The organism is Christiangramia sediminicola (genome assembly GCF_031344135.1).
GTDB classification, from domain to species: domain Bacteria; phylum Bacteroidota; class Bacteroidia; order Flavobacteriales; family Flavobacteriaceae; genus Christiangramia; species Christiangramia sediminicola.
In genome coordinates this window covers 659,506-681,710 of record NZ_JAVJIU010000004.1, presented here as the reverse complement: position 1 = coordinate 681,710, position 22,205 = coordinate 659,506, and the positions used below count along the sequence as shown (strand labels likewise).

Below are 22,205 nucleotides of genomic sequence, written 5' to 3'. Positions count from 1 at the left end.
ATTAATAAAAATGAAAGCATTTGATGACTCTCACTAACTTCTAAAAAATGAGTACACCTTCCATCCCCGAATTTTAAAATACCTATTTATTGAAAATTAATGAAAATGCATATAATTTAGTTTCGTATTCAAGAGCTGGAGATGTTTTCCATTACCGATGGGCTGCCAGACGATGTCTAAGCCTTATTCAGCCCCAATCAGACCTGGAGTCCATTGTTATTGAAGGCTCCAAAGAGAGAAAGAAAGCAGGGGAGTATGTCATTGATGTTTCCGAATACTACCAATCTGATAAGGATACGAGAAGGATTGAATATTATCAGTTAAAGCATACCACTGTACAGCACGACAAGCCTTTTACACTAAGCGGATTGAAAGATACTATGGTGGGTTTTGCAGAAAGATATCTCCAACACCTCCAGGACAAAGCTACGACGGGAATTTCTTTTACCGTCATAACCAATCGGAAAATCAGTGATACATTCAAACGCAATCTTTCCAATTACGTACACCAAAAGGACGTAAATGCAGAATTTGAAAAGACGCTTAAAAAATATTCGAAACTAAACGGGGCGAAGCTTCGACATTTCTATAGTTTATTGAACTTAGAGGATGGCGAAGGAGATTACGATATTCAGAAAAATACCCTTAGGACTGAAATAGCAAGAATCCAACCTGGCATCATCGATTCAGCCCAGATCAGCAATATAGTAGCTCTAGTACAAGAAAAAGTGTTGCCTAAATCGAATGGTATAATTCTCAAGGAAGACATTTTAAAACTCTTTGGAGTGACTTCTGAAAAGCATTTATTTCCGGCCCCTCCCCTTTTTGAACAATCCGATAATCTTACCCATAGGTTCCAGTACAACACTCTTATAGAGACTATTCTTCATTCTAACCATCCGCTGATCATTCATGCGGAAGGTGGAGTAGGAAAATCTGTGTTTAGCAAATATGTACTCAAAGCGCTGCCACAAGATTCACTTGGTATAGCCTATGATTGTTTTGGATCCGGTAAATATCGTAGCCGTAGTGAGCCCCGGCATCGCCATAGGGATGCTCTTCTGCAAATTTCTAATGAATTAGCATCTCTGGGATTATGTGAGCGAATGCTGATCCAAAATACCACCCTGGAAAGTGATATTATGAGAGGCTTTTTATATCGGATTCAAGCCGCTATCATGACTCTAAAAGAAGTGAATAATATGGCCAAATTGGTCATTTTAATTGATGCAGCGGATAATGCAGAAATGGCAGCCATGGAATTCGGTGATGCCTGCTTTGCCAATGAATTATTGAAAGAACAGTTTCCAGAAGATTGTAAAATTGTTTTACTCTGTAGACCAGAACGTACAGCACTTCTAAAACCTCCAACCAATATTCAGAAACTAGAATTAAGTTCGTTCTCGAAAAAGGAAACCTTTGAAAATCTCAGAAAGTGGTTTCCAGCAGTAAATGAGAATGAAGCCTATGAATTTCATCGACTGACGGGTGGCAACCCCAGGGTGCAGATGAACTCAATAGCGGAAAATTATGAGTCAGTGGAGACGTTACTTTCCTACTTGGGACCTTTCAGAACTTCTGTGGAAGAACAAATTGAACATCAATTACAAACTGCGGTAAATAATATAAAAGATGTCTTGCCAAATGTCTACCAAAGTAGTATTGAAAAAATATGTACCGGCCTCGCAAGTTTACCTCCTAATATCCCAATTCATATTCTGGCTACAGCGGCGGATGTTAGAGTAGAAGATGTGAAAAGTTTTATATCGGATATTGGTCGCTCCCTATGGTTATTAGATTCCTCAGTGCAATTCAGGGATGAGCCTACTGAAACATGGTTTCGCAATACATTTTTAGGAACACCAGAAGATTTTCAAAGGTATATTGCCGCGATGGAACCCCTGGCAACCAAATTTACGTATGTAGCCGAGGTTCTGCCTCAGCTTTATTTACAAGCCGGTCAATATGATCAATTAATACGCATTGCAATATCCGATACCCTGCTCCCCTTCCATAACCCAATAGACACAAGAAATGTAATGGTTTATCGCCTACAGTTTGCTTTTAAAGCAGCACTTAGAGCAGGAAAATATAAAGATGCTATTCAGGTAGCTTTAAGAGCGGGAGAAGAAGTGGCGGGGGATCAAAGACAGCAAAGCCTTTTTCAGGATAATGTCGATCTGCTCACGAAACTTCAAGATAATTTAAAGGTTCAAGAAATTGCCTTTAAAGGACTGCTAAAGAGTGGCTGGGAAGGATCAGAGAATATTTACACGGCTTCCCTACTTAGTGAAATTGAGGAATATCAGGGAGAGGCCCGTGGGTATCTGAGATCCGCTTTGAATTGGCTACAGATTTGTTTCGAGACACAAAAACGGCAGAAAAATGATTATGATCGGGATCACGCAGTAAACGATAACGATATTCTGGAAATTGCGCTCACACAATTAAATCTGGATGGTGCAAATGCCTGCTTAAAATTTTTAAATAGTCTCAAGCCTAAGGAAGCTATATATAGAATTATACGTAAATTCATCAGCCGCCTGATCGATGCAGGTCGATTGGATGATATCCAAGCACTTCTTAAACGCTCACGAAAAAGCAAGTTTTATGTGATCGCTATTGTACACGAATTATCTGAAGTCGGAATATTCGTCGAAGCTAAAAACATCGAACATTGCCTGCAACTGTTATCAAAAACTACAAGTCGGATTAAGAAACCGGCCCATTCGTTACAGGATAATATCACGTCATCAATAATAGCATTTTTAGAAGTCTGTCTCTATCGAAAATTGAATACTCAAAATATTCTCAAAGTGCTAGATTATTATGTACCCGAAGAAACTCCTCAAGGAATAGCAGGAAACTTTGTTTCAAAAGATCGGACCCAATTCCTCAAAGCAGTCTCCATCAGAAATGTTTTATTAAGTAAAAGCGAAATCGACCTGGAAGACCTTCTTCCTGAAAGCTTTAAATCCAGTAACAAACAAAGAGGAAAATCAAGTGACATTAAAGAGTTTAAGGAAGTGATTGGTGCACTTCTCCCCTGGTATACTTTGAGGATAAAGCTTATTTCTGGTAAAATCGGTGACCTTACTAAAGCGGCAGCCCAAGCACATAACGCTTCAAAGAAAGCACATCAGACACGCTATACAATTTCAGACTATCTTCCAAAAGAGATAGCTGATTTATCAGCCGACATCCTTATTTTCTGCCATCAACAAACACCCGAAAATATCCAAAAATATCACGACACCTACCTACGTGATAACCAATCACTTTCCATACACCAGCGTCTTTATCTTTTACGCGCAGGACAAATAAAATCGCATCTCACCCCTATTCTTAATGAACTTGAAAATTCAACACTTATCCTCATAAAAGACCTCAACACTATTGGTCCTGAAGAAAGTGCAAACTATTACATATTAATGGCTCGTGCAGTCCTTTCACATTCCAGAGAAGATGCTGCTGTTTATTTTGAAGAAGCCATAACGATCATCTCTAAATTTGGAGACGAAATCGTAGAACGATGGGAAGCCTTGGCTTCATTAGGCAAGCGATGCGGTTCAAGCGCATCAGATAAATTGGCCTACCGATTTGTCCGATGTACAGAACTGGTGGGAGAATATGTTTACCGTGAAAAACATTGGGATCGTTCTGGAGCTTTAGCCACTTGTACCAGAATGTCACCCGCTATTGGAATTGCAGCACTTAGTAGATGGCGCGATAGAGAAATAGGTAGATTTGAGTATCAACTGGAAGCGTTATTAATTCAGCTAATCGAATCCAAGAGTTTGACTCCAGAAGTGGGCTGGTCCATGACACGGTTTATCTCAGATCACCAATTATTTGATTTTTTGAAATTGTGCTTGTCCCATACATCCTCAGAATGTTTAAAATCGGAAATCCTAAACGATGCCTATAAACTACTTTTACAGGAAGGTGCGAGTTATAGCGAATTGAAACAATTACACCAAATCGCTGAAGATTCCAAAATCCATCTGGATGGATTAGAAAAAAATCTGCATACATATCCAGATGGGTTAAAGGACCACTCCAATTCAAGTCCTTCTTATTCAGATACACAACTAAAGATTAACCCGAAAAAATGGAATACAGTATTCGATGGCGTAGACATCTTAAGCATTCATGGATTTACCATTTTAAGAGAACGTTTTTCGGCAGCATTTAAGAAGGAACATTATGTGGGGATTAAAACCTTATTCCGAGAAATTTTAAATCGAATTAAACCTCATGAGATATATGATTTTTTTGATCTCCTTTTAACTTCAGATGATATTAATTATTACGACAGCATTCAATTATTAAAAGTCATCCCGGAACACTGGAAGCATAAGGTTAGTTTTAAAAAGAAATGGCCGGATATCCTCTTTGAGATGGGTCGAAGATATGCTCATGACCTGATAAGCTTATATTCTTTTGAAACCGCTGTACGTGAACTAAACCTTGATGATGCCTTAAAGCATACTCTGAAACGCGGTATTTTTTTTGGATTATCAGAAGGTCAGGAATTTACCAATGCTACTGTTTTATTTGGATTTGTAAGGCAGGCAACAACTTCTATCGATCCGGAAGAAGCCAGAGAATTAGTAGATTATGCATTGACGAGATTTGAATTGCACGTGGAAAATGATTTTGGAGATGGGCCCTGGAAAGACTGGCTAAAAGTTTCTGATAACATCCATGACACGGTGGGAGGTTTTTTATGGTCAGCATTAGGTGCTCCTTCTTCCGAAACCCGTTGGCAGGCCTGTCATGTAATAAAAAAACTTGCTGACTTTAAATGTACTGAAATGTTGAGTGCTCTAGTTACATGGTTAGAACATGATGAAGTAGATGCCTTTGGGAGCCACCAATTCCCCTTCTATAAACTTCATGCTCGCCAATATTTGCTAATAGCACTGAGCAGAGTCTCCACAGAGCACCCCGAAATACTTATTCCCTACAAACAGCTATTCTTAAAATATGCTCTGACTGAATCCCAGATACTGATCCAAAAGTTTTCAGCGGAGATTGCCCTCGCTATTGAAGAGGCCTTCCCGGCAACATATAGCCCTACCGAAATCACTGGATTGGAAAAAAGCACCTATCCTCGAAAAACAATTGAAATTGGGAAATATGATGCGAAAGTCGATAGCTATTTCCATAAAAAAAATCAGGTCGATACTACCGTGGATTACTACTTCGGATGGGATATAGAACGTTATTGGTTTGAACCATTGGGTGACGTTTTTGGAATACCTGGAAAACAAGTTCAGGAATTATGTGCCGATGTTATTGTCAATGAATGGAAATTAGGAACCACCACCGGTTATAATAATGACCCCCGTGTAGGTCTATGGAACAGGTCTCAAGGACGTACCTGGCACGATCATGGAAGTTATCCCAAAACAGATAGTTTGGATTTTTATCTCGCATACCATGCAATGCTATGTGTAGCATCCCGATTGTACAAATATATGCCGGTAATATCCATCTATGAGGATCATGAAGATCCATGGAAAGAATGGCTATCACGACATCTACTGACCAGAAATAATCATAAGTGGCTGGCAGATTGCAGAGGCCCAGTTCCACATTATAGACCCGATTGGATTTCAAAATCACCATATGAAGGCTGGAGAACAGATTTTAAAGACAGTGATTTTCTAAATAACATTTATACAAGCGATGATAATGAATCATGGTTAACCATCCATGGAGGTTGGACTGAAAGGCATGATTCAAGATATGAATCCTACACAGTTTCCTCCGCATTGGTTTCGAAAAAAACAGCTGATGCACTGCTAAGAGCTCTTTCATCCTGTAATAATTCTCACGATTTCAAGCTACCAGATTATGAAGAAAGCAATATGGAAATTCGTTTCGGAGACTTTCAGCTTAAAGGGTGGTTAGCTAAACCTTATATTTCCAAAGGAATTGATGAAATGGATCCTTATGCTAAACATATAAATTATCCTCCAATAATTCCCGGAACGACCGTCCTGAACAAACTCGAGCTACATCCAGATTGTGAGGGGAAAGTGTGGGTCTTTAGTGATGGGCAAGCCGCATTAAAAACTATTTCATGGAGCAGTAATTTACAGGGATATGATGACGAACCTGAACAATCAGGTGAACGGTCAAACGCTTCGTTAAACCTGCTCATAAAACTCTGTACATTGTATGATTGCCACCTGATTTTTAAGGTTACAATTAAAAGGGATATCACCTATAGAAATAGATTGGATACCTATGATTATTTAGACCCACGTCATAACATTTACATACTATCAAAAGGTGGAAGACTCAAAAGCACAGAAAAAAATTATCAGCTTAGGTGAAGCAATCGTAAAGGAACTGCAGCTGGATCCCGGCATCGATACGCTTAGCAAATGGATGGCTCATTATGTGGCCGAAAAAATAACGGATCTTCAAACCCTTACGGGAAAAAATAAAAGCAAGGCGGAAAAAGAATGTGCCCAGATCATTTTAAAATTGTGGGATCAACGATGGTCAATTCCCTACGAAAAACCATTTCTTAAAGATTTTGAGTCGCTGTTTGAAACGCTGCACCAACTAAGCCCCTCCTCTAAACACTCCTTTTTTATTCCCAAAGTAGTACACACTGAGATTAGGACAGAAAGTAGAAAAAAGCGACCGGGTACAACTGAGAATTATTTTAAGATCGCCTTACAAGTAGATAACCTCGCTAAAAATTTCATTTTCGATTTACTTCGTATGGGAGTATCTAAATTAAGCTTGGATAAGGAGCGGGAGGAATTAATCAGAAGCTCACTTGATGTCCTAAATTATTCAGATATAAAGGTTATTAAACTAATTTCGGAAGACGATAAAAAAGAAACCCCAGGAGATCCAGCGACCAAGGAACAGGAAAAACGAAAGGCAACCCTTCAAAAAAAAATAATCGAGATCGAAGCACTCATGGATATACAGGAAGACATTTTAAAAACATATAGAAAAGAGCTAACGGAAATATAATGGTAGAAACTAAGCAATACTTGGTAGCTCAGATCCATCTTTCTGACCAAAACCGATTAATACTTTCTGCTTAAACTCAAACATATTATACTTGAAGTAAAATTTAGTTGTATTAAGATTCTGAAACTATTGAATGCTTCAAAATAGGGGGGTTGAAGGATGAAGGTTTTAGTTATTTTGGTTTTTACATCTAAAGAATATGAAGTTTTACCGACCAGCCCTAACTAACTTAACGACGTACTTATAATGAAAACGATTCAACTTTTGAAAACCCATATGTAATTCTGGATAAATCCATAAAGAAAAGTTGGAAAGCTGCATTAGTGATTTAATTATCTTTTATTCAGTAGGCATTTGAAATACGATCCAAATGAGGTCGTTCTAATGAAAGGTTTCCAGGGCTTTACCTGATTCTACATGAAGGTGATCCAGCAGTAGCATCTCCTCAAAAATATCGAGAGTTTGTGCTATTTTTTTAGAGTCGGGCTCCTCCCTCTTAGTAAAGGCATCGTAAATCGCTAGGATCAAGCGAACAGGTTCGTTGGAGTAATAGCCTGCAGCCTGAATATCAGGACGTTTTTTAAAATCCATCCGCCGAATCAGCTGGAAACACAGTTCTGGACAGTCCTGTACATGTAGCAATAGTTTATCCAGCAGTGGTTTAGGATATTGCAGAAACTTATCGGATTTGACATATATCTTCAAAAAAGGGAAGAGTTTTTCTAAAAAATCAACGCCCTTTCTGCGCTGGTGGAATAGGGAAACATAAATTCCCGCCAGATCTTTATCCTCATCCTTTAGAAACTTCGGGAGAAGCTTTAGACATTTAGCCTGTGCTGTTCCATTTCGTTCCAATACTTCCATCCGCAATGCCTGTAACAGACTCTTTCGAGCTTCAGGACCGGCTTTTAAAAATAAGCGGAGATTATTTTTTGCATATGAATAGCCTTCCAACCAGTTATCCACCAGCAATTCTCCAACCTGACCATGGACCTCTGGATGTGCTCGTAACTGTCGATAGAATTCCTGGAGTTCTTTATTGTAAGATTCTCGATAGTGATACACAGCTGAGATCCCCAGGGTCAGGAGTTCTTTTTCTCCATTTTGTACGAATTCTTGAAACTTTTGGAATCCATAAGCTCTGCCAATGCTATTGAAGCATGCTATATCTTTAACACAAGTCATCCGGTATACTTTCTCACTGTCAGGACCAAGCTCATCCAACACCTCTTTGACGGTTGTTTGTAGGTGTTCCAGTCTACTACACAATAAAATGACATTTAATATTGAGGGAGCGATATCGTTTAACATTTTTGAATAGTCATCATGAAAGGAGGTTTCAACTGATTGATGCTTCCGATATAGGCCAATGAGTTGATGTAAGAGTTCCTCATCCATCTCTTCAGCCTTGATGATATAAGGAAGCTGCCAAATAATATATAACAAGTTGCGGCCTTGTGGGGTTTGGTTTAGAAAACGCTTGACCAGTTCCCGAAGCAACCGGGGATCAAAGCCGCCTTCGGCCAAGCTTCTCAGGGCTTCAGTCTTATATTCCGCTTCCACGCTTGCATCTTCTAGTAACGCCTGGATAAAGGGATAGTATTTCTTCGGAGCTTCTTTTACCAGGGAGCCAAAGGAAGTGACCAGCTGATCTTTTCCTCCATGCATTGCCTTTCGTTTATAGGTACTGTTATATTTTCTAAAAGCTCCAAGCAAGTCGTCGTAGGACAATAATCGAAGCCGTTCCATGCCGATGGGAGAGTTGATGGAATAAGTACGTGCTGTACTTTTGTTGATTTGCTCCAGGGAACGCTTGCCAAATTTTCTGAAAAGACTCCGGTAGGTTTGCCATGCAGTTTTATGAGCTTTTAATGGTTCCTCGGGAAGGGCCGCCAAAAAGACATACTTTTTTAATCCGTTTTCACTAAGGTCCACACGCTCTTCCTCCCGATACATTTCCATAGGATGCTGCATGCGCAGAATTAGCTGACAAACCTGTTCTTGCTGCTTATGACTTAACTTTTTAAAAACAGTTTTTAATAGCATTCGGATCTCATAATGCAACTCATCATCGCACCCTTTGAAGCCATTTTTATGATCGAAGGTATGAAGGAACTCCAGTAGCTCTGTTGTATAAAAATTAGGTGATTGTGAAAAGCCAGATACCAGCAATTTTAAATGATGGATGGAATTAGAATCTCCATAAGAGGTTTTAAACGTTCTAAACCAGCACACGTCTGTTTTGGCCATATTTTGTACATGCTTGGCGAGTAATTCTGCGATAAAATAACCGGCTTCCTGACTCCCATCAAGGCTCCAAGGTTGTCTGAATAGATAAGACTGTACAAGGACTGTTTGCCGGTTACCGGCCACAGAATACGTATTATGATGCTCCTGGACCAAATCGGTCATGATATCCAAAAAGAATCGAAACGTGGTATCTGGGGCCTGTCGATACATCTTTTTGAATAATTGTTCCTCTTCATATTCGAAACGGAGGTTAAATCCGGCCTTCTCCTTAAACCGTTCCAGGATCAACGGGCGCAACTGATCCAATACATAGGTTGTACGGACAGAAAACATATTGCCTAGCAGCGTGTAATACCAGAAGTTATTGTAAGAATGGGCAGTGTCATACCTGGCATAGCGATCAAACAATTGTAACGCCAAGTCCTGATCCCATTGCTTTACATGCTTTAATAAGGATTGAACCAGTCTGGTTTTTGCTTCGCTGGCCTTCAGAGAATTAATATAAGAAAATACGACTTGTTCCTGCTGGATGTTATTAAAAAACAGGCGATAGATCGCATCTAAGCGTTCCTGTCTTTCCAAGTCTTCCGTATGCTGCTTGGTGGTCCACCATGGCCATATCTTGGAAAACAGGCTTTTCCAGCGAAAAGGAACCTCCGATTTTTTAGCAAGGTAGCGGGCCGGATAATCACTTTTTGTGAGATAGCTAAGCCAGCCTTTGGAAAAAACTCCATGCAAAAAGACACTTTCATAGTGATTGTTCCCTATAATATGATTTTCAAACAGCTCTTGCTCTTTGATGGTAGGCGTCTCCCGCATACCGAGGGTTTGAAGAATCATCATTTTTAAATGAAAACGGTAGGAGTGGTTGGAAAGAAACATTTCGATCAGGCGGTTGTATTCCTCATTATTGAATTCACGCTGGTAATCCAGGATCATTTTTACAATCGATCGAACATAGAGTCCCTGCCCGTTTTCTTTTAAATAGTTTTCCAGGGATTTGCCTTCTTCCACAAAACTCCGAGCGAATACGTAATCATAAAAGGTCTGATGGAAAAATTGAACTTCACCCCGGTTCAGGCTTAAAAGGTTATTACTGATTAGATAATCCAACTCGGTCTGGTAATTCTCTACAGTAAATGCAATGGTGATACGCTGCTCCTCGTACATACGTGAAGCTATATGATACAAAACCTTTTTTAACTCTAACTGAGGCTTGCTATTGATTAATTGTTTCCACAAGACCTGATAAAGATCGGAAAGCGTCGTCAGGGTATCGGCATGGACTTTCTTTTTATTCGGTAGCTTACAGAAAATATCCAGGTGATTTGGAGTGCAAAGTAATTCCAATAATTGATTGGAAGGCTGATAGATTTCATAGGTATATAAGATATTGGCCACTTCCTTAGTACTTAGACGGGCCAAAGTCAACCGCTTAATATTTGCTTCCTTATAGACTCTAAGATCGGCATCATTCTCTAGGTCTACACTCCTTACGGAAATAATTACCTTAACATTGGTCAGTTTTGTCAGGCTGCGTATCAATTTATTATAAGTGTGCAGGTAAGCTCGTTTCGATGAGAGACTCAGAGACATGGCATCTAATTGATCCAGCAGGATAACGAGTTCCTGATCCCTGTTGGCCAGATATTGGGCTAACTTTTTAAAGGAAACCTCATTGCTGTCAAAAATTTTTTGTTCCAACTCTTGTAGGCCAGAGGCATAATAACGGTCAGCTTTGATTCCCAGTACCGCCTGCCCTTCTTTTTTTAAATGACTCCAGATATTTCTCAGCACGAGGCTTTTCCCCATGCCCTTCTCCCCATCCAGGATAAACAGATTTCTTTGGGATCGCTCTGGATCACCGTTGATCCAGTCGAGGATCTCCTGTTCCTGACTTCGTTTCAAATGGGCATCTTTATGGTCCCCAAAGGTTTTTCGTAAATATTCAAAATCTACATTCGCTAGCTCCATAGCCTGTTCCAGTCTTATATCGTCCGTATCAGGAACGGGTTCACTGGCATGTACCCTATGATGAATTTCTTTTAAAAGAATGTTGGTTTCCTTTTCAAAGATCTCATCATAAAGCCCTACGTCTTTGATTATATCAATCAGGTCATTACCTTCCTTTAATTTTATAAAATCCTTCCCTAGACCATATTGCTGTCGTTGCTTTTCTTTCCACCCACTCCACCAAATATGCTCATCTTTCGTAAATTCTCGAGGGAGACATAAAAACCATTGCTTTACGATTATCTTCTGGTTGGTCATCACCCGTGTAAAAGAATTTTGGATTTGTTGTTTTTGAGAATTTCCAAATCCCTCGATAAAGAATTTACATTGGTAGACGATGATAGGTTCCACCCCGGGCTCCCCGATGAAAATATCAATTCCTCCATCCCCACGAGAAACCTTTACTTCCTGAACCCTTTTATCAGGGTATTTGCTGGCCAGTATACGCCGGCAATCTTTTTCAAAAGCATGCCTAGCAGCCGGGGCTCCCTTTTTTTTAAATAAATATTCCTGCCATTCCTGACTCATTTGAACTAAAATAATGATTGTTGTTTGGGGTGGGCCAAAAATAATAGAAAACAAAGTTTAAAAAATACCCGGTTCGCAAATAAATAAAAAGATGTTCTTAAACATTAATTTATCGGTAACAATAATTACTATCCTTACGGTTCGCTTCAACCGGGGCGACATGGTAATTCTGGAGAGTACCGTTATGGGTTTAACGGTATGGAAAATGATAATGAACTTAAGGGTGAAGGGAATAGTATAGATTATGGAGCTAGAATGTATGACCCGAGAATTGGAAGATGGTTTGCTCCTGACCCAATGGAGCACTTGTTGCCCTCTTCTTCTACATTTTCTTATGCTAATAATAATCCAGTAATTTTAGTTGATAGCGAAGGTGAATTACCAATATTACCACTCTTATTAAAAGCAGGTGCTGCTGGAGCAGCAGATATGTTTTTACAAGTTGCGATGTCCTATTATTTTGATGATGATGTACAAGATATAAGTCAAGCATTTGAGAAAGTCAATTGGTTGCAAGTTTCTCGCTCAGCTGCAGAAGGATTAATACCTTGGAAAACACCAGGAGGTAAATTAGGAGCGGCAGCTTTAACAGCTTCTGGAGATGTTATGATTAATGCAACTACAGCAAGTATAAATGGTCAGAGTTATACTGAATCTGATGCTTTAAACGATTTCGCTGTAGGTTTTTTAGGTAGTTTAGCAGGGGAAAGTTTTGGAGAGTTATTGGCTAAACACGGACCTAAAAAGGTTGCTATAGTTCTTTCTGATTTAGGTTTCGATGATCAGAAAATTGAGGAAATATTTACTGGAGCAGGTACTACTTGGAAAGGTAAAGTAGATTATTCGGACATACCAGACCATAGAACTGTTGGGCCAGGTAAAAACTTTACTCAAACTAAGAAAAAAGCTATACATTCAAAAAATAAAACAGCGAATAACGGTCGTTTAAGAAGCGACGAAGATGGAACATTTTTGAATCCTAGTAAAAAAGGAGGTAATGACCCATTAGGAGCGGAAGTAGACCATATAGTGCCGAAATCTAAAGGAGGAAGTAATAGTTCAAAAAATGCACAAGTTTTATCTAAAAAACAAAATTTAAAAAAGAGGGATAACTAAGTATGAGTGATTTATTAGGAAAGTCAACAGTAAAAAGACGTAAAGCTGCTATTGCCTTAAGAATAAAAGCAGATGTTACGAAAGCCGAAAAAAAAGAATTGTATGAAGCATTAGTATTAGAGGAAAACACTAATAATTGGCAAACAAAATTAGAGCTTTTGAAATCCGTAGGAGTTTTAAATGTCAGAGAAGCATCCAAATATATCTACGATACTTATATTGAATACGGCGATGATAGAGATATTGTTGTGATGGCTTCCGCTACGGCATATGTTAGGTTAACAAGAAAGAACAATAAGGATTTATCCGTAGCATTAGCGTTAATAAACAAAAACAATTATTCCATCACAGAGGGTGTTTTAGAGGCGATTGGATATGATAAAATGAGTTCTAGTATTGAAACTCAAAATGAGATTATTGAAAAATGCTTTGATTTTGGTAAAGATAGAGGAGATGGATATACAGACCCACGTTATGGTTTAGCGGCAGCTTGTGCTGGATGGAAATCAAGTAAAGTTCCTTTATTTCTCAATGAATGTTTAAATTCGGGAGATGCGCCTTTAGAGTATGTGGCAAAGAATTCCTTAAAAGGTAAATATGTAAAATTAAGATAATAGATGAAAAATATAATATTAATCATATTGGTGTTTGTATGTTGTAGTTCTTTTAGTCAAAGTTTTGAAGGAACAATAACCTATAAAACGAAGTTACTCAATCCTAATCCTGAAATGATACTACAAGAAACTTGGGATGCACAGATGAAATCTTCTCTAGGGGATAAAGGTTATATGTTACAAAAGTACTTTTACAAAAAAGAAAATTATATATCAGAAATTACGGCAGGTGGAGAAGAAGGCTATCAATTATATAATCCAAAAGATAAGTTGCTATATGCGTGGCAAAAAGGTTCGGGTCAAGCAGTAACAATTAATTCTACTGTCTACCCAGATGAAATAATTGAAGTTGAACATTTAAAAGAAAAAGAAACAGTTTTAAATATTGAGTGTAATATAGTTGTTATTAAATCTAAAGCAGGGACTATGAAACTTTGGTATAACAAGAAGTATCTAAAAATGGATGCATCTTTTTATCAAGGACATATATATGGACACTGGGAACGTATACTTGAAGAAATAGAATGCTTACCTCTTAAAGTGGAGCAGAGAGGATATATGTCACACGCAGTACAAACAGCACTATCTTTTGAGGAGCAAGAAGTAGATGATTCTAAATTTAAGTTACCAACTTTTACCAATATTATTTCTAATTAGTTGGACAATATATTCAACAAGACTCCATTATGGTTGGATTGCAGGTTATATTTTGTATTGTGAAATGGTGCTTCACCTAAACTTTTAAAATATTTCAATAAAATTAAGTATCCTTACGGTTCGCTTCAACCTGGGCGTCACGGTAATTCTGGCGACTACCGTTATGGTTATATTGGTGCCGAGAACGATAATGAAATTTTAGGAGTTGGAAATAGTCAAGATCACTTATTTCGAAATTATGATGTACGTCTGGCTAGATACAAAAGTTTGGATCCGCTTTCTACAAAATTCCCGGCTTTATCACCTTTCCAATATTCCGGGAATAATCCAATAGCAGCATTTGACTTAGAAGGTCTGGAACCTGCAACAGTTAATCCTAATACAGAAACCTTGATAATTGTTCTTCAAGGTTATGGCGGCGATCCTCAGGATGGAAAGACTCAAGCTCAGAATGCGGGTGGAGCATTAGGTATAGACGCTGCTGGATTAGGCCAGATTGCTCAAGCTGCAGAAGGGAGCACCAAAATTCAGGTAGTGACTTTTGCATCTTCTACCACTAAAAACACTAAGGAAAATATTAAGTTAACCTTATATCGCCATTATGCAAATACAGAAGGAAAAGGAAGGGTAATTGTTGTAGGTCATAGTCAAGGAGCGGATAATGCAGTTGAATTATTCGGAGAATATAGTGAACTTACGGCTGACTTATTAATTTTATTGGATATTAAAGATGCATCTGGAAATGGGATACTGTTTATTGATGAGGATAATATTGGTTCAAATATTAAAAATGTAATTAATTACTATCAGACAGGTGAATTTATAGGAGGGGAAAAGATTGATATTGATGATGAATCTAAAACTAATGGTGCAAATATATTGTCTCCTGGATCCAATCATAGATCTATAGATAATGATTTAGTTCCATATATTATCAAAGATATCAATAATATAATTCAAGCCAAAGATCCTGTTAAAGAAGCTAAAAATAGAAAGCTCCCTATATTTAACCCTAATAAAACTAGTAGTGATGATATTACAGGTAAATCTAAATCTACGGCAGGTCCAAAGTCTGGTTCATAAATTTAATTCAAAATATGCGAAAATTATTATTACTTTTTATTTGCTCTATTTATTTTTCTTGTCAGGAAAAGGACACTGAAATTTTTTTTGCAGTTCAAAAAAATGAGACTGGAGACCTTGAATTAAAAATCACAAAGGATTATAAATATAAAATAATTAAAGATGATTCAATTTTAGATAAAGGAGATGCAGTAGTTAATAAAAGTGAAATTGAATTGGTGCCGACTCCTGAAAGCCCTCTTATAACTTTAATTCACAATAAAAAATTTATTTTAAAAAATGATAGTCTATGTGGTATTGAATATAAAAGACCTTACCAAAAAATGAATGATTCAATTTTAGAGCAGGCAGAAGAAGTTGCAAACCTAAAAAACTGTTTCATAGTCAAAAAGAATCTTTTGAAAAGAATTAATTAATCCATACAAAACACTAGATTATTTCAATTGTAAAACTAGAATAATTTAATATTTCGAATGCAACAGGGAATTATTTTTGGTGAAATTTATGATCGTAAGTAGTAGAAAATACTGCGTGAACTAGTGTCATATAAATCGCTTCAATTACTATCCTTACGGGATGCTGCAACCGGGGCGTCATGGAAACTCCGGTGAGTATCGTTATGGCTTCCAGGGACAAGAAAAAGATGATGAGCTGAAAGGGGAGGGTAATTCTATAAATTATAAATATAGAATGTTCGACCCTCGTATAGGTAGGTTTTTTAGCAGAGATCCATTAGAGAAATCCTTTCCGTGGAACTCACCCTATGCATTTAGTGAAAACAGAATAATCGATGGAGTAGAACTAGAAGGAAAGGAATGGTCGGTTTCTATCTATGGTCCTTCAAAAGAAAATGAAGTCACTACAGTAGAAATTAATCTAAAAATTAAAGTTATAAATTCGTCAAAGATTTTAACAGATAAAACAAAGGTTGATAAGCTCTTATTAGGAGCTCAATCTGAATTTAAAAAAGTATACAGTCAATTTGATAAAAATAATAATGTCCAATACTCCGCTCACTTAGAATATGAAATTTTAGACAAAGTACCTGCAGAGGGTCTGAGTGATTCATTCGTTGTTAAATTAAATGATCTTAAAACACAGACTTTAACCAGAGGAGGCAGAACTTTTAGAGGAATTATTGCAGGGAGCACCCCTAAAGGTAGGACTCAATCCACTCTTGTGAACGTAGGACTGTCCATAGATGGAGTAATGAGGCAGATTGACGGGATTATAAGAACAACTTTGCATGAATTAGGGCATTCTGGGGGTCTTCCACATCCTTTTAGTATAGACAATGATATAAGAAGTGTTGATCAAACTAATGATAAGAAAGCCAATGCATCACCAGGTGTAGATCCGCAGGCGATAATTGAAAATTTATTAAATTCTGATGCAAACCCTAATAAATCCTTAAGACCAGGAAAAACTAAGGGAAAGAATATTGAAATAGAACAGTTACAAAAAATAATAGAAACCGTTAAAGGACAACAAGATGTGGAAAATTAAAGTTTTAATTATATTATTAATGGGAATGTTTAATTCTTGTAAGAGTCAAAATTTAGAAACTTGTTCGTTAAATGTAGATTACGAATTTAAAGGTGAAAAAGAAAATAAAATTGAAAATGTAATTCTAGTTCTAGAAACCGGTTTTGACGATTATTTAGAAATATTCGTAAATGATGAACTTATACAAAAAGGCCTGTATGTAACTAATAGAGAGTATGGAACTGCTGGTGAAGTCATTGATTATCAATATGAAAAAAATGACTTACCAAGTTTTATGATAAAAACAGAAAAAGGATGTTTAGCTTTTAAGGCAAACGAAAACTATCGAATTATTTTTTTACATAAAGGCGAAGACAGTTGGATAGTTGAATATAGAAATGAATTTAAAATAATAGAATAATTTATCCGAGACATTTTCTGAATCTAAAGTAAGAGTAGCTTAATGAATGGAGATGACCGTATAATAATGGTAGGTTTGAATAAAAAATATGTAGGCAATATGGAATGAAACAAGGTTAAATAATTCAAAGACACTATGCCGCATAACATTTAAAATTTGAATACATGGGGTTGGACTTTTTATTATATTTCTACTTTAAGTTTGAGGCTCATAATGATTTAATTTTTCATGAACCTTATCTATTTCCCTATCAAGATATGCTTGGGCATAATGCACATACCTGTTAAATGATTTACTGTCTGCCCCATGACCACTAATTTTTCTCACAAGGTGCTCAGGCATACCTAAAATAAGCATGGTAGTTATAGCGGTACGGCGCATCATGTGAGAACTCATCTTGTCACAGAACCTTAATTCATCAGCACCAGTTCTAATTGGCCTGCCTAGCCTTTCCCTGGTTTTATGGATTGGCTGTAAGTATCCTGCCTTTCTACCAATATTCTTGAGTGTTTTGTTAAAAATGTATAGGCTAACAGGATTAAAAATCCTCTTATGTACAGAATTGCTACAATAAGCTTTAAAGATCTCTATGGCATACTCAGGAAGCTTTATAAAGCTATAGGTTTTTGTTTTCTGAGATTTAATTTTTAAATAGTAATCACTATTTTGCTGCTCAAAATTCTTTAATGTTAATTGGAATAAATCTGAGAACCTTAATCCAGTAGTACAACCAAAAACAAAGGCATCTTTAATTCTTTTTTCAGCTGGGGACAGCTTCAAATTAAAGATCTCATCGTGGATTAAAAATTTTAACTGATTTATAGAAAGCACTAGTATATCTACTTCCTCTTTCCTTACATAAAACATTTTATGAAAGCCACCCGTAGGAAAATCCTTTTCATATTCTAAGTAATTAAAAAAGGTTCTAATATGCTTTATATTCGCTCCTACATAATTATCGTAGCATCCTTTTTTGTATAGAAAATCTGTAAACTTTTTATAGAATTTTTTCCAGTAGTTTTTTTCTGTTTTTCTTTCACGAGTACTGAGTTTTTGTGCATTACATATTCGAAGCTCAAAACCGGTAGCAGCGAATAACTCTAAATTATTTAAAACATAGTAGTAGTTATCAACAGTACTTAGAGAAATCTTCTCTCCATTTTTCTTAAGTCTTTTTCCTTTTTCTGTATCTTTTATAAATTGCTTGAATAATGGAATTAAAGGGGTTGATATTTTCATGAATTAACGGTAATAATTTTGGTATATGAAAATAACAAAATTATTACGGTTACGTTTAAATTTTAAAAATTTCAGTCTTACTCTATTTTACTAACTCAGACTTCAAAATTTTACCGGTATTTATATCAATTGTCTCTTCAATGCCACATTGTCTATATACAACGATCTTAGATTCGGAATATTCAAAATCTATTATCGGACAAAAATCTCTTGGATATTTTTTAGATTGGATTGTCCATTTCAATTCATAATCCTGATCCAATAAAACCAAATTACTATTCGATTTAATTTCTGAGGAATTCCAGATTATAATAATACCTATAGGTATCAGCCCAAATCCATTTATATCTCCTGGGGTTTGATAAATAAATTTATTCTTAATGAATAGCTTATTTTGAAGTAGTTTTATTTTCATTCAATTTAAGAGGGATGTTTTATCTTCAAAAATCAATTTGTTGAAACACTTTCACATTTGTTTCCCATTGGGATAGTTTGAATTTACCGTCAAGGTAGGATATGTAATTCGGCTAGAAGGGATGCCGCCAAGAAGTGTTTAATGCCAATTAATATCCAGGGCAGTTACTTACAATCTAAAAATAAGGGGTCAGACTTTTAAGAAGCCCAACCCTGTTTCTTTGAACTTTATCCACTTAGTGGTATATTCTCAGTAAAATTTTTTACTTAATCATTTTCTACCATCTGTTGAGATAATTGTTAATTTCATTTTTTAATTTATAATAAACAGGTCCCTTCTCTTGTTTAATATCCATTAAAATTTTTCCTACACAGTCTGTAATTTCACCACCTGTAGATCCATATCTAATACATTCATCTATTTTGTCTACTATTCCTGGATGTGAATCCTGAATCTTTCCCTGTGCGATTTTAAACATCTTATTGTAATCCATTAATCATTAATATTTGAAATTTTATTATTCGTAGTACCTCCCTTTTCTACTACCACTTCAATGCCATTACCGGTATTGGAACTTCCAGGAGCCTTCCCTGCTTCATGTGTTATAAATATAGCCTCTTTTTTGATACTGCTGTCTCGATAAAATTAGCATTTTAAGATTCCCAATTGGCACATTGTATTTCTTCGCATATTTTTCAGAATCCATACTTACTGGATTTTTTAAACTCCAATATTGTGCGTCTGCTCTTACTCTAGATTTACCTTTAGTACCTATTCGATATAAAGTAGCTCCATTTTTTGCTTTTGCAAATGAACCAAGAGCAGCATCACTATATGACTGATATGCCATATTGTATGGTGTTTTCGCTCCGGATTTAGGACCAAATTTCAGTTTATATCCTGGTCTAAAAACCATTGGATATCTACTTACTCCTTCTTGGGCAACTGCAAGTCCAGAAAATAATAATAATTGTTTTTGATAATCTTTACTAAACTGGGTATGGGATTGAAGATTGAAACTATCCGGATTATTTATAAAATCGTTGAAATCATCATTATTATAATAAAATCCATTTCTAGTAGAAGAATTTCTAAATCTATATATCTCATCTTCATAATGAACTATATAAGTTTCAATATCACTCCAAAAATGAGTTAATTGACTAACAAAACTAGCATCTTGAACTTTTTGCAGGGAAAGAATTGGTCTTCCATCAGAGTCTTTTTCAAATCATAAGTATAGACTTTTTCCTCAAGCCCATCGAGGTCAGAGGCTAAAACTGTTCTATTTCCTGCAAATTGATATGGGGAATACCATGGATAGGAAGCGAACAAAGGATATATGGAAAGAAATCTTGATACTCAAGAATCATAAATTCTGAATCCATAATTATAATGATTTCCTTGCCCTTTGATCTCATCGTCCTTCTCTTCCCCATTAAACCCATAACGGTATTCCCCGGAGTTACCATGGCGTCCCGGTTGCAGCATCCCCGCCAGATGATAGTAATTATTCTAAATCTAAATAAAAACTTAAAGTGTTGTTAGATAATGTGGATACAGCAAATAGAAATATTTATTAGACTTAAATCAATTAATATTCAATAATTTTACACTCCAATTTTCTTTTCATCTAACCTTAAGAATGTATCTGAGATTGTAAATAAGTTCTTCAGTTCTCCTATTTTTTCGAAAAATTACTAATATTTGAATTCTTTATAAAGGAAAGATATCCTTTATCAATCTTTTTCACTTCTAGTACATCTAAATCCAAAATTTCAGAATAACTTCTGAAAAAAGTTACTATACCTACTTCTTTATCGCCCCTAGCTAGCTTATCAGTCAGATTAAAAAATTTGGGAGAGTTAATTAGTCCAAATTCAGGATTCCAAATATTAATTAGCTTTATAAATATTTTCAATAATTCCTGATCGTATTTATCAATTTTCAAATCTAATACTATAGAATTTGGAACAATGGAATCATTTAGTCCACAAGAAATCGATAGAACATTAGCTTTCCCGAAATTTAAATCAGATGTTAAATAAAATTTAAAACCCAAATTTTCCAGGTGATTTCCATGATCATCCTCCAATTTTGCACTCTCAAAAAAATAATCAAAAGTCTCTTCATTTAATTTTGGAATATCTGCTCCTTTTTGAGGTTTCCTTGTGGAATACCAATTTTTTAAACCAGTTTTGAAATGGCCTAACTCAGAAATTGTTTGGAGTATTTTATTTTTTATAATACTCTTATTAGATTTATCATTATTCCAATATAGCCCTATGTAGAAATTCTCATTATTCATATTAATTTACTTTATTGGTGTGTGGTATACATCGATCCCTTTGACTCCTTCCTTTCTAAATAACATTTTAACTACGTCTGCAGCATCCTTTTCGGCAAAATGCCATTCAATTTTTGCCCCTTTAATATTTTTTGCTGCATTAAGCTGTCTTCTTGCTTGTTTAAGCAATCCTTCCTGAGCCCATCCTTTCTTTAGAAGAAAAGAATATTTGCCTTTTGCATCTAGAAGGGTTGAGCCTCTAGCTCCGTCAAATTTAACTCCATTAAATTTAAAAGCAATACCATCAGTACCGGCAATCTGTTTCTGATACTTTTTAGAAAAAATAGACCAACCTTTATTACTTTCTGCAACCCAAGCTCCTCCTCTAAAATTCGTAGAAAAACCAGTAATCGCCATTGAAGCTTCCACTCCTCCAAGATCTTCCAATGTTTGATAATTATCAGGAGCGTTTAAATCTCGGGAAATATTCTTATAATGCTTAATAGGATTAAATCCGGCGTATGCAACATCATCGGTAATTTTTCCTGGAATGACATCTTGCGAATAATCATAATTCGCTGAAGGCTTTGGGGATGTAGAATTAATTACTTCATACATATCTTCCGCTTGAACAAAGCCACCATCTCTCATTGCATAAAAAACCTCAGTTTTTGCGAAAACTTGACCATTGGGTCCTTTATATTTCACAGATCTATCAATATCAACCGCAGTTTTAACAATTTTAGGAGATCCGTCACCATAAACACCATCCACCCAGTGAATCACAACTTTTCTTTCTGCTCCCTCAAGATCGATACTCCTTACAACATCGTTTTCTGCAAAAGAATAGGGCGAATTCCAAGGCAATACGGGTTCTAAAGGATCAGATTTTAAAAACTTTCCTAGTCGAGGATCGTATAGGCGGAGAGAAAAGTTTACACTATTCCCTTCACCCTTCAAATCATCATCTTTTTCTTGTCCCTGGAAGCCATAACGATACTCACCGGAGTTTCCATGACGCCCCGGTTGCAGCATCCCGTAAGGATGATGTAAATACCAATATTAAAAAACTAAACGAAGTACTTGCCAAGG

The 22,205-nt window shown here is 36.4% G+C and carries 17 protein-coding genes; 9 read left to right on the top strand and 8 right to left on the bottom strand.

The window, feature by feature from the left end; genetic code table 11:
* Window positions 1-89 precede the first annotated feature (89 nt).
* Complete coding sequence (locus RE431_RS13600) at window positions 90-6,347, top strand: P-loop domain-containing protein (RefSeq protein WP_309562533.1); 6,258 nt, start codon at window positions 90-92, stop codon at window positions 6,345-6,347.
* Window positions 6,304-7,005 carry a hypothetical protein gene (locus tag RE431_RS13595; RefSeq protein ID WP_309562532.1) on the top strand — a complete coding sequence of 234 codons (702 nt, stop codon included), beginning with the start codon at window positions 6,304-6,306 and terminating at the stop codon, window positions 7,003-7,005. The genes RE431_RS13600 and RE431_RS13595 overlap by 44 nt, the downstream gene beginning before the upstream one ends.
* Before the next feature lie 381 nt (window positions 7,006-7,386).
* Here RE431_RS13595 and RE431_RS13590 read toward each other — a convergent pair whose 3' ends face one another.
* Window positions 7,387-11,850, bottom strand: a complete 4,464-nt coding sequence (locus RE431_RS13590; protein ID WP_309562531.1) for an NACHT domain-containing protein — start codon at window positions 11,848-11,850, stop codon at window positions 7,387-7,389.
* Window positions 11,851-11,907: 57 nt separating this feature from the next.
* Here RE431_RS13590 and RE431_RS13585 point away from each other — a divergent pair, with 57 nt between their 5' ends.
* The 7 genes from RE431_RS13585 (at window position 11,908) to RE431_RS13555 (ending at window position 17,172) form a co-directional block, all read left to right on the top strand.
* On the top strand, window positions 11,908-12,912 hold the full coding sequence (locus RE431_RS13585) for an RHS repeat-associated core domain-containing protein (protein ID WP_309562552.1): 1,005 nt from the start codon (window positions 11,908-11,910) through the stop codon (window positions 12,910-12,912).
* A gap of 2 nt (window positions 12,913-12,914) precedes the next feature.
* Window positions 12,915-13,526, top strand: a complete 612-nt coding sequence (locus RE431_RS13580) for a hypothetical protein (protein WP_309562530.1) — start codon at window positions 12,915-12,917, stop codon at window positions 13,524-13,526.
* Between the two features lie 3 nt (window positions 13,527-13,529).
* A complete protein-coding gene (locus RE431_RS13575; RefSeq protein WP_309562529.1) occupies window positions 13,530-14,183 on the top strand; it encodes a hypothetical protein in 654 nt (217 codons plus the stop codon).
* Between the two features lie 102 nt (window positions 14,184-14,285).
* Entirely contained in the window at window positions 14,286-15,266 is a 981-nt protein-coding gene (locus RE431_RS13570) for an RHS repeat-associated core domain-containing protein (protein WP_309562551.1), read from the top strand.
* A gap of 14 nt (window positions 15,267-15,280) precedes the next feature.
* A complete protein-coding gene (locus tag RE431_RS13565) occupies window positions 15,281-15,682 on the top strand; it encodes a hypothetical protein (RefSeq protein ID WP_309562528.1) in 402 nt (133 codons plus the stop codon).
* 130 nt (window positions 15,683-15,812) lie between these two features.
* On the top strand, window positions 15,813-16,772 hold the full coding sequence (locus RE431_RS13560; protein ID WP_309562550.1) for an RHS repeat domain-containing protein: 960 nt from the start codon (window positions 15,813-15,815) through the stop codon (window positions 16,770-16,772).
* Entirely contained in the window at window positions 16,759-17,172 is a 414-nt protein-coding gene (locus RE431_RS13555; protein WP_309562527.1) for a hypothetical protein, read from the top strand. Before RE431_RS13560 ends, RE431_RS13555 begins: the two co-directional genes overlap by 14 nt.
* A 195-nt stretch (window positions 17,173-17,367) precedes the next feature.
* On the opposite strand, the gene RE431_RS13550 is transcribed toward RE431_RS13555, so the two are convergent.
* The 7 genes from RE431_RS13550 to RE431_RS13520 form a co-directional block, all read right to left on the bottom strand.
* The gene (locus RE431_RS13550; protein ID WP_309562526.1) at window positions 17,368-18,411 is read right to left on the bottom strand and encodes a tyrosine-type recombinase/integrase; all 1,044 of its coding nucleotides are present in this window, start codon (window positions 18,409-18,411) and stop codon (window positions 17,368-17,370) included.
* 82 nt (window positions 18,412-18,493) lie between these two features.
* Window positions 18,494-18,826, bottom strand: a complete 333-nt coding sequence (locus RE431_RS13545; RefSeq protein WP_309562525.1) for a hypothetical protein — start codon at window positions 18,824-18,826, stop codon at window positions 18,494-18,496.
* A gap of 277 nt (window positions 18,827-19,103) precedes the next feature.
* Window positions 19,104-19,319, bottom strand: coding sequence for a hypothetical protein (locus RE431_RS13540; protein ID WP_309562524.1), 216 nt, complete (start codon window positions 19,317-19,319; stop codon window positions 19,104-19,106).
* A gap of 102 nt (window positions 19,320-19,421) precedes the next feature.
* Entirely contained in the window at window positions 19,422-19,742 is a 321-nt protein-coding gene (locus tag RE431_RS13535; RefSeq protein WP_309562523.1) for a hypothetical protein, read from the bottom strand.
* Between the two features lie 446 nt (window positions 19,743-20,188).
* Complete coding sequence (locus tag RE431_RS13530) at window positions 20,189-20,317, bottom strand: hypothetical protein (protein ID WP_309562522.1); 129 nt, start codon at window positions 20,315-20,317, stop codon at window positions 20,189-20,191.
* Between the two features lie 190 nt (window positions 20,318-20,507).
* A complete protein-coding gene (locus tag RE431_RS13525) occupies window positions 20,508-21,134 on the bottom strand; it encodes an Imm52 family immunity protein (RefSeq protein ID WP_309562521.1) in 627 nt (208 codons plus the stop codon).
* A 6-nt stretch (window positions 21,135-21,140) separates the two neighbouring features.
* Window positions 21,141-22,148 (bottom strand): RHS repeat-associated core domain-containing protein, encoded by a 1,008-nt coding sequence (locus RE431_RS13520; protein ID WP_309562520.1) that lies wholly within the window; start codon window positions 22,146-22,148, stop codon window positions 21,141-21,143.
* Between the last annotated feature and the right edge of the window lie 57 nt (window positions 22,149-22,205).